General features: G+C 51.5%; 1 protein-coding gene. It reads right to left on the bottom strand.

Going from position 1 to position 536, the window contains the following annotated elements:
• Positions 1 to 536: reverse transcriptase domain-containing protein (locus AZ66_RS29515; protein ID WP_044358242.1), on the bottom strand; the 536-nt coding region annotated here is incomplete at both ends.

The following is a 536-nucleotide window of genomic DNA, read 5'->3' as shown; positions in this document are numbered from 1 at the left end:
TTTGGAGCTTTAGCTTTTGTTCCAAATACGTCCGGCTGGATTCCAGCAGTCGCATGGCTGCTCGCTTGCTCTTCGCAAGCACGACGATGTCATCCGCATAGCGGATGACCCTCACGCCTCGGCTTTCCATCTCCTGATCGAATTCGTTCAGATAGATATTTGCCAAAAGCGGAGACAAAGGTCCACCCTGGGGTGAGCCTTCTTCTGTTGCCTGCCGCACGCCGTTTTCCATGACTCCGCTTTTCAGGTACTTTTTGATCAGGTTGATGACGCGTTTATCCTGGATTTGTTTGCGCAGCAGATTCAAAAGCAGCTCGTGGTTCAACGTGTCGAAGTATTTCGACAGATCGATTTCAACCGCATGTCCATAGCCTTGCATGACATACGCTTTTACTTTTCGAATGGCTTGCTGCGCACTTCGTCCCGGGCGGTAGCCGTAGCTTCCGTCCGAGAAGATCGGCTCGAACAACGGTTGCAACTGCTGGGAGATCGCTTGCTGGATCACCCGATCTATTACGGTCGGGATGCCTAATTTT

The sequence above is a fragment of the Paenibacillus sp. E194 genome (genome assembly GCF_000935845.1).
Classification (GTDB): Bacteria; Bacillota; Bacilli; order Paenibacillales; family Paenibacillaceae; genus Paenibacillus_B; species Paenibacillus_B alvei_B.
Note: the sequence above shows the minus strand (reverse complement) of the source record. Positions and strands in the feature narration are given on the sequence as shown.